General features: G+C 70.3%; 6 protein-coding genes and 1 pseudogene. 3 read left to right on the top strand and 4 right to left on the bottom strand.

Features of this window, described 5'->3' with window-relative positions; genetic code table 11:
- Positions 1–90: 90 nt before the first annotated feature.
- From AC27KI_RS16435 to AC27KI_RS16420, 4 genes are read right to left on the bottom strand one after another with little or no spacing between them, the layout of a single operon-like run.
- Positions 91–882, bottom strand: a complete 792-nt coding sequence (locus tag AC27KI_RS16435) for an SDR family oxidoreductase (protein ID WP_317359882.1) — start codon at positions 880–882, stop codon at positions 91–93.
- Positions 883–929: 47 nt separating this feature from the next.
- The gene (lptC, locus tag AC27KI_RS16430) at positions 930–1,547 is read right to left on the bottom strand and encodes an LPS export ABC transporter periplasmic protein LptC (protein WP_317359884.1); all 618 of its coding nucleotides are present in this window, start codon (positions 1,545–1,547) and stop codon (positions 930–932) included.
- Positions 1,544–2,155, bottom strand: a complete 612-nt coding sequence (locus AC27KI_RS16425) for a KdsC family phosphatase (RefSeq protein WP_284424555.1) — start codon at positions 2,153–2,155, stop codon at positions 1,544–1,546. Before AC27KI_RS16425 ends, lptC begins: the two co-directional genes overlap by 4 nt.
- Positions 2,155–3,156 carry a KpsF/GutQ family sugar-phosphate isomerase gene (locus AC27KI_RS16420; RefSeq protein ID WP_487090185.1) on the bottom strand — a complete coding sequence of 334 codons (1,002 nt, stop codon included), beginning with the start codon at positions 3,154–3,156 and terminating at the stop codon, positions 2,155–2,157. The genes AC27KI_RS16425 and AC27KI_RS16420 overlap by 1 nt, the downstream gene beginning before the upstream one ends.
- Before the next feature lie 58 nt (positions 3,157–3,214).
- On the opposite strand from AC27KI_RS16420, the gene AC27KI_RS16415 reads away from it, so the two are divergent.
- From AC27KI_RS16415 to AC27KI_RS16405, 3 genes and pseudogenes are all read left to right on the top strand, one after another.
- Positions 3,215–5,200, top strand: a complete 1,986-nt coding sequence (locus AC27KI_RS16415; RefSeq protein WP_317359889.1) for a monovalent cation:proton antiporter family protein — start codon at positions 3,215–3,217, stop codon at positions 5,198–5,200.
- 132 nt (positions 5,201–5,332) lie between these two features.
- Positions 5,333–5,884 (top strand): annotated as a pseudogene (locus tag AC27KI_RS16410) (adenine phosphoribosyltransferase); the annotation flags it as partial.
- 356 nt (positions 5,885–6,240) lie between these two features.
- Positions 6,241–7,062: PepSY-associated TM helix domain-containing protein (locus AC27KI_RS16405; RefSeq protein WP_487114777.1), on the top strand; the 822-nt coding region annotated here is incomplete at its 3' end.

Raw genomic sequence — 7,062 nt, 5'->3', positions numbered from 1 at the left:
GCCGGCGGCGCCCACAAAAAAGGCCCCTGACAAGGGGCCTTTTTTTGTGGGCGCCGCCGGCTGGAACCCTGAGGCGGGCCCCGTGCCCGGTCAGTGCGGAGCCCCGCTTTTTTGCCGGTGCTTTCTCGGGCGGCCCGACAGCAGGCGGTCGAAAAGCCCGTTCGGCAGCACACGCAGCAGCTTGGCCACCACGCCCATCTGCCAGGGAATGACGCGGTAGCTCGCGCCCGCGCGGATCGCGGCGAACGCGCGGTCGGCAAAGTCCCCGGGCTGCATCAAGAAGGGCATGGCGTAGCGGTTCTGCCGGGTGAGCGGGGTGTCGATGTACCCCGGGCACAGCGTGACCACCCGCACCCCCGACGAACGCAATTCGCCCCGCAGGCTTTCGCAGTAGCTGATGACCGCCGCCTTGCTGCCGCAGTAGGCGCCGTGGCCGGGCAGGCCCCGGATGCCGGCGACGCTGCCGATGCCCACGAGCGCCCCGCTGCCGCGCTGGGCCATCGCATCCACGAACGGCTGGAACGTGGCCGCCATGCCGATGTTGTTGGTGGCGAAGGTGCGGGCCATCACGTCGATGTCCTCGCGCACGGCAGTGTCCATGCCCACGCTGATGCCCGCGTTGGCGATGACGACATCGGGCACCCCTTGCCGGGCCATGCAGTCCTGGCCCGCCGCCACGATGCTGTCGGGCTGCGCCACATCGGCGCTATAAATTTGATAGCTATCTGCCGGGATGTTGCTTGCGCTGGCCCACGATTGCATCTCTGCCGTGCGGCGGGCCACCAGCGCAAGCCGGTACCCCGCCTGGTGAAAGCGCAGTGCGAGCGCCTGGCCGATGCCGCTGGATGCGCCGGTGATGAACACCAGGGGGCTGGAAGGCATGGGGGCTCCTGAGGGGTGGTTAGGCATCGTGCGCCGTCCGGTGCCGGTCACTTGCCGGGTGGCGGCATCAGCATGCCCTTCACGCGGCCCTGCAACTGCATGATCTGGCTGAGGTTGTTGTAGTCCATGGTGTCCGCGGTGAACTGGTCCTTGCCCCGCGTCAGCGTGACTGGCTGGTTCGACTGCACCCGTTCGTCGTTCAGCCACGCGTGCAGGAACTCGCCCCGGAACTGAAGGCGCGGCAGCGGCTCGCGCCCGGGACGCACCAGGGGCTCGCGGGTGACGATGGCGTTGCCGAACAGTTGCACCTCGGAACCGTCCGCATTGGTGAGCGCGCGGTCGGCCGTGGCGATGGTCAGGCGGCCATCGGGCGCGACCGAGCGCATGTGGGCCTTGTCGATCTCCAGCGTATCGGTGTCCAGGTAGTGGCGCGCGAAATCGCCGCGGACATCGCTTTGCAGCCGGCCGGTGGCATCGAAGCTCTTGACCGAGAAGGTCTTCATGAAATAGTCCGGCTCGTGCGTCAGCGGGCGCTCCTGCACGGGCTTGGCCGGTGTGGGCGCGTTGCGCACCAGCCACCACGTGCCCAGCGCCATGAGCCCCATGAGGGCCACGGGAAGGTAGATGGACAGCCGGTCCCAGCCCCGGCGCAGCGTGGCGATCATGCGGTGTAGGCCTCCAGCAGTTGGGCATAGCGGCCACTGGCCACCAGCAGCAGGTCGCAGAACTCGCGCGCCGCGCCGGCCCCGCCCGCTGCGGCGGTGACGTGGTGGGCCACCGCACGGGCCTCGATGTGGGCATGGCAGGGCGCGCAGGCGAGGGCGCAGCGGCGCATCAGGGGCAGGTCGGGCCAGTCATCGCCGATCACGGCGGCCTGCGCCCAGTCGAGTCCCAGTTCGGCCAGGATGGATTCGGCGGCCGGACGCTTGTCTTCGGTGCCGAAGCGGGCATGCACCACGCCCAGGTTCTTCAGGCGCAGGCGCAGCGCGGGGGCATCGCGGCCCGTCACCACGGCGGGGGTGATTCCGGCCTTTTGCAGCAGCTTGATGCCGTGGCCGTCGAGCGTGTGAAAGCGCTTGAGCGTCTCGCCGGCTTCGCTGAAGTACAGGCCGCCGTCGGTGAGCACGCCGTCCACGTCGAAAAACGCCACGCGCACGCCCTGCGCGCGCAGCAGCAGTTGCGCATCGAACTGCAGGGCGGGCCGCAGGGGCGGCAGCGGCTGGCTGGCGGGCGTTGCCGCCCCGGCCGTGGCGTGGGCGAGGGGCTGGTCCATCAGATGACCTTCGCGCGCATCAGGTCGCCGATGTGCACCACGCCGATGAGAAGGCCGTCGGGATGGGCCACCAGCACGCTGGTGATGGCGTGGCGCTCCATCATTTCGGCGGCGTCCACGGCCAGCGCGTCGGGGGCGATGGTGCGCGGGCTGGGGTGCATGACCTCGCCCGCGGTCGCGCCGCGCAGTTCCGCGCCGGCTTCGATGCGCCGGCGCAGGTCGCCGTCGGTGAAGATGCCGAGCACGCGGCCCGCATCGTCCACCACGGCCGAGGCGCCCAGGCGCTTGGCGCTCATCTCGCGCATGAGTTCGCTGAACGATGCGCCGGGCGCCACGCGCGGGATTTCTTCGCCCGAGCGCATGACGTCGCTCACGTGGGTGAGCAGCTTGCGGCCCAGGGCCCCGCCGGGGTGGGAGCGCGCGAAGTCTTCGGACCGGAACCCGCGGGCGTCCAGCAAGGCGACGGCCAGGGCGTCGCCCATGGCCAGCTGCGCGGTGGTGCTGGCGGTAGGGGCCAGGTTGAGCGGACAGGCCTCGCGGTCCACGCTGCAGTCCAGCACCAGATCGGCATGGCGCGCCAGGGTGGACTGAAGCCCCCCGGTCATGGCCACGAGCGGCACGCCCAGGCGCTTGAGCACGGGCAGCAGCACGGTGAGCTCGGCGCTTTCGCCGCTGTTGGAAATGCCCAGGACCAGATCGCCCGGCGTGACCATGCCCAGGTCGCCATGGCTGGCTTCCGCAGGGTGCACGAAAAAGGCGGGCGTGCCGGTGGAGGCCAGGGTGGCGGCGATCTTGCGGCCGATGTGGCCGCTCTTGCCCATGCCCATCACCACGACGCGCCCCGTGGTGGCGAGCACGCGCTCGACGGCACTGGCGAAGCTCGCGTCCACGCGGGCCGACAGGCCGGCCAGGGCGGCGGCCTCGATATCGAAGGTTTCGCGGGCCAGGCGCAGCGCCTGGTCGGCATGGAAGGGCGCAGGCGCGGCGGGGGCGGAAAGCATGCGCGGATTCTATCGGCCGGACCATGGGCCTGCGCCGCGCCTGGGCTAGCATCCGTGCATGTCCTCACTTGCCTTGACGTTGCTCTACCTGCTGGCTGCCGTGCTGGGGGTGGTGGCGTGCCGCAGCCTCAAGCTGCCGCCGATGCTGGGCTACCTGGCCGCGGGCATCCTGATCGGGCCCCATGCGCTGGCCCTGGCCCAGAACTCGGAAGGCGTGCGCCACCTGGGCGAGTTCGGCGTGGTGTTCCTCATGTTCGCCATCGGCCTGGAATTCAGCCTGTCCAAGCTGCGCGCCATGCGCCAGTTCGTGTTCGGCCTGGGACTGATGCAGGTGGCGCTGACCATGGCGGCCACCATGGCGGGTGTGCTGCTGCTGTCGCGCTACGTGGGCGGCATCTGGGACATGGGCTGGCAGACGGCGCTGGCCCTGGCCGGCACGCTGGTGATGAGCAGCACCGCCATCGTGGTCAAGCTGATGGCCGAGCGGGCGGAGCTGGAGAGCGAGCACGGTCGCCGCGTGCTGGGCATCCTGCTGTTCCAGGATCTGGCCGTGGTGCCGCTGCTGGTGCTGATCCCGGCGCTCGGCTCCCGGCCGGACCAGCTGTTCGTCGCGCTGGGCCTGGCGCTGCTCAAGGCCACGGTGCTGGTGGGCGTGCTGCTGGCGGGTGGCCAGCGGGTGATGCGCTGGTGGCTCACGCTGGTGGCGCGCCGCAAGAGCGACGAGCTGTTCATGCTGAACCTGCTGCTCATCACGCTGGGGCTGGCCTGGCTGACCGAGACGGCGGGGCTGTCGCTGGCGCTTGGGGCCTTCATCGCCGGCGTGCTGGTGTCCGAAACCGAATACCGCCACCAGGTGGGCACGGACATCCGTCCCTTCCACGACGTGTTGCTGGGCCTGTTCTTCATCACCGTGGGGATGATGCTGGACTGGCACATCCTGCTGGAGCGCTGGGCGCTGGTGCTGCTGCTCTTGGTGGTGCCCTTGCTGGTCAAGGCCGGCGTGATCCTGGTGCTGGCGCGCGGCATGGGCGCCACCACGGGCGTGTCGCTTCGCACCGGGCTGTATCTGGCGCAGGCGGGGGAGTTCGGTTTCGTGCTGCTGTCGCTCACGCAGGAGCACGGGCTGGTGCAGCCCGCGCTGATGAACCCCATCCTGGCCGCGATGGTGCTGTCGATGCTGGCGACGCCGTTCCTCATCCTGTACAGCAACCGCATCGTGATGAAGCTGGTCGCCAGCGACTGGCTGCAGCAGTCGCTGCAGATGACCACCATCGCACGCAAGTCGATCAACACCAGCAAGCACGTGCTGATCTGCGGCTACGGGCGCTGCGGCCAGAACCTGGCGCGGATGCTGGAGCGCGAAGGCATTCCCTACATGGCGCTGGACCTGGACCCCGACCGGGTGCGCCAGGCCGCGGCGGCCGGGGATTCCGTGGTGTACGGCGATGCCACGCGGCTGCAGGCCCTGATGGCGGCCGGGCTGGTGCGCGCCAGTGCCGTGGCGGTGACGTACCTGGACATTCCCGCCACGCTCAAGGTGCTGGCCAATACGCGCGAGCACGCGCCGCAGGTGCCGGTGGTGGTGCGAACGCAGGACGACCAATACCTCGACAAACTGCAGGCCGCCGGCGCGACCGAGGTGGTGCCCGAGGCCATCGAAGGCTCGCTGATGCTGGCCAGCCATGCGCTGGCGCTGGTCGGCGTGCCCATGCGGCGGGTGCTGCGCCTGGTGCAGGACCAGCGCGACGCCCGCTACAACCTGCTGCGCGGCTACTTCCACGGGGCGGACGACGACACCGTGTCCGAGCGCGACCAGGAGCGGCTGGCGTCCATCACGCTGCCCCCCGGGGTGCGGCCGCTGGGCCAGGCGCTGGGGCCGCTGGCCCTGCAGGCGATGGGTGTGCGGGTGGTGAACCTGCGCCACAAGGACGGCCGCATGTCCCAGCCGGACGATGCCACGGTGCTGGCCGAAGGCGACACGCTGGTGCTCTCGGGCCACCCCACGGCGCTGGCGCTGGCGGAAGACGCCTTGCTGCGGGTGTGAACGCCTGGCAGCCGCCTGCGGCTGCCCCGCCGATACACTGCATTCCTTCCCTTCTTTCCCTCCCCCTGGCGTGGTGGCACCTGTGCGGCCGTGCGCGGGCGGTCTTTTCCTTCCAGCCTTCTCCACCGCGCCATGCAAGCCCTCAGCGTCAACGAATACCTTCGCCAGCACATCCGCACGGTGCCCGACTGGCCCGCGCCGGGCGTGCAGTTCCGGGACATCACTCCGCTGCTGCAGGACCCGAAGGTGTTCCGCGTGCTCATCGATGCCTTCGTGCACCGCTACATGGACCGGGCCCTGCGGCCCGATGTGGTGGCCGGGCTGGATGCGCGCGGCTTCATTCTGGGCGCGGTCGTGGCCTATGAGCTGAACGTGGGCTTCGTGCCGATCCGCAAGAAAGGCAAGCTGCCCTTCACCACGGTCGAGGAAACCTACGAACTGGAATACGGCAGCGCCACCGTGGAGCTGCATGCCGATGCCGTGAAGCCCGGCGACCGCGTGCTGCTCATCGACGATCTGATCGCCACGGGCGGCACGATGATGGCGGGCAAGAATCTGCTGGAGCGGCTGGGCGCGACGGTGACCGAGGGCGCGGCCATCGTGGACCTGCCCGAGCTGGGTGGCTCGCAGCGCCTGCGGGACGCGGGCCTGCCGCTGTACACGCTGGTGGACTTCGCCGGTCACTTAGCCCGGGGACGGAAAGCCGCTGGCCGGGCACGCCACGGCCCCTGGATGGGCAGGCGCGATAAAATTAGCAATCATTCTCATCCTTCGGATTCGTTCCGGCGTTCGGCTGGAGACCGCCGCGGCGTGGGGCGTTGGCGCTGCTGCAGATGGAATGGCTTTTCTCGTTCGCTTCTTTCCTGGGTTCCGTCCGCTATGTCCCGCCTTGTCCCGTTCGACCCGCGCCGCTTCGGCCTGCGGGCTGTCTCTCTTTCCGCCCCCGGCCAGGCTCTGGCGCATGCCGGACCTGGCGAAGGGGCGGGCCTGTGAACCGCGACGGCGCCACATCCCAGCCGCTGGCCCGGAGCGCTGGTGCGTTGGCCCCTGACGGGGCTTGCCAGCCGCAGGGCGGGGCATCGGAGGCCCGGCGTGCTCCATGGCGCCGGCTGTCGCTGCCCTCGCTGCGGCAGGCGTGGTTCCAGGTGCACTGGTTTCTGGGCATCACGGCGGGGACCGTGCTCGTGGTCATCGGCCTGTCCGGGGCGCTGCTGTCCTTCCATGAGGAAATCCTGGACGCCCTCAACCCCGGCGTGCGCCAGGTCACGCCGCACGCCGGGCCCATGCTCACCCCGCAGCAGATCATGGATGCCGTGGCGCGCGTGCCCGGCCACCCGCGCATCAGCACCCTCACGGTGCAATCGCAACCCGGCGCGGCGGCGCGGGTGATCTTCCAGGCGCGTCCCGGCGAGCGCCGGGGCGACACCGTCTACGTGCACCCCTACACCGGCGCGCTGCAGCCGGCGCTGAAGGGGCAGGACGCCTTCGAATGGATCGAGGCGCTGCACCGCTGGCTGCTGCTGCCGCGCGACTCCGGCCGCGTGGCCACGGGCGTGCTCGCGCTGTGCCTGCTTGCGCTGTCGCTCTCAGGCCTGTACCTGCGCTGGCCGCGCCACCCGCTGCGCTGGCGCACCTGGCTCACGTTCGATCCGGCGCTCAAGGGCCGCTCGTTCCTGTGGGCGTTGCACTCGGTGGTCGGCACGTGGGCGCTGGTGGTGTACCTCATGCTCACCGCCACCGGGCTTTACTGGGCGTTCGATGCGGTGCGCGACACGGTGGACGGCTGGGCCGGCATTCCGCGCCCGGCGCGCACGGCAGCCCCTGCCCCGCGCGCGGGCGGCAAGGCCGGGCCCGATGCCGCC

The organism is Acidovorax sp. KPB24-03, assembly GCF_057546605.1.
Note: the sequence above shows the minus strand (reverse complement) of the source record. Positions and strands in the feature narration are given on the sequence as shown.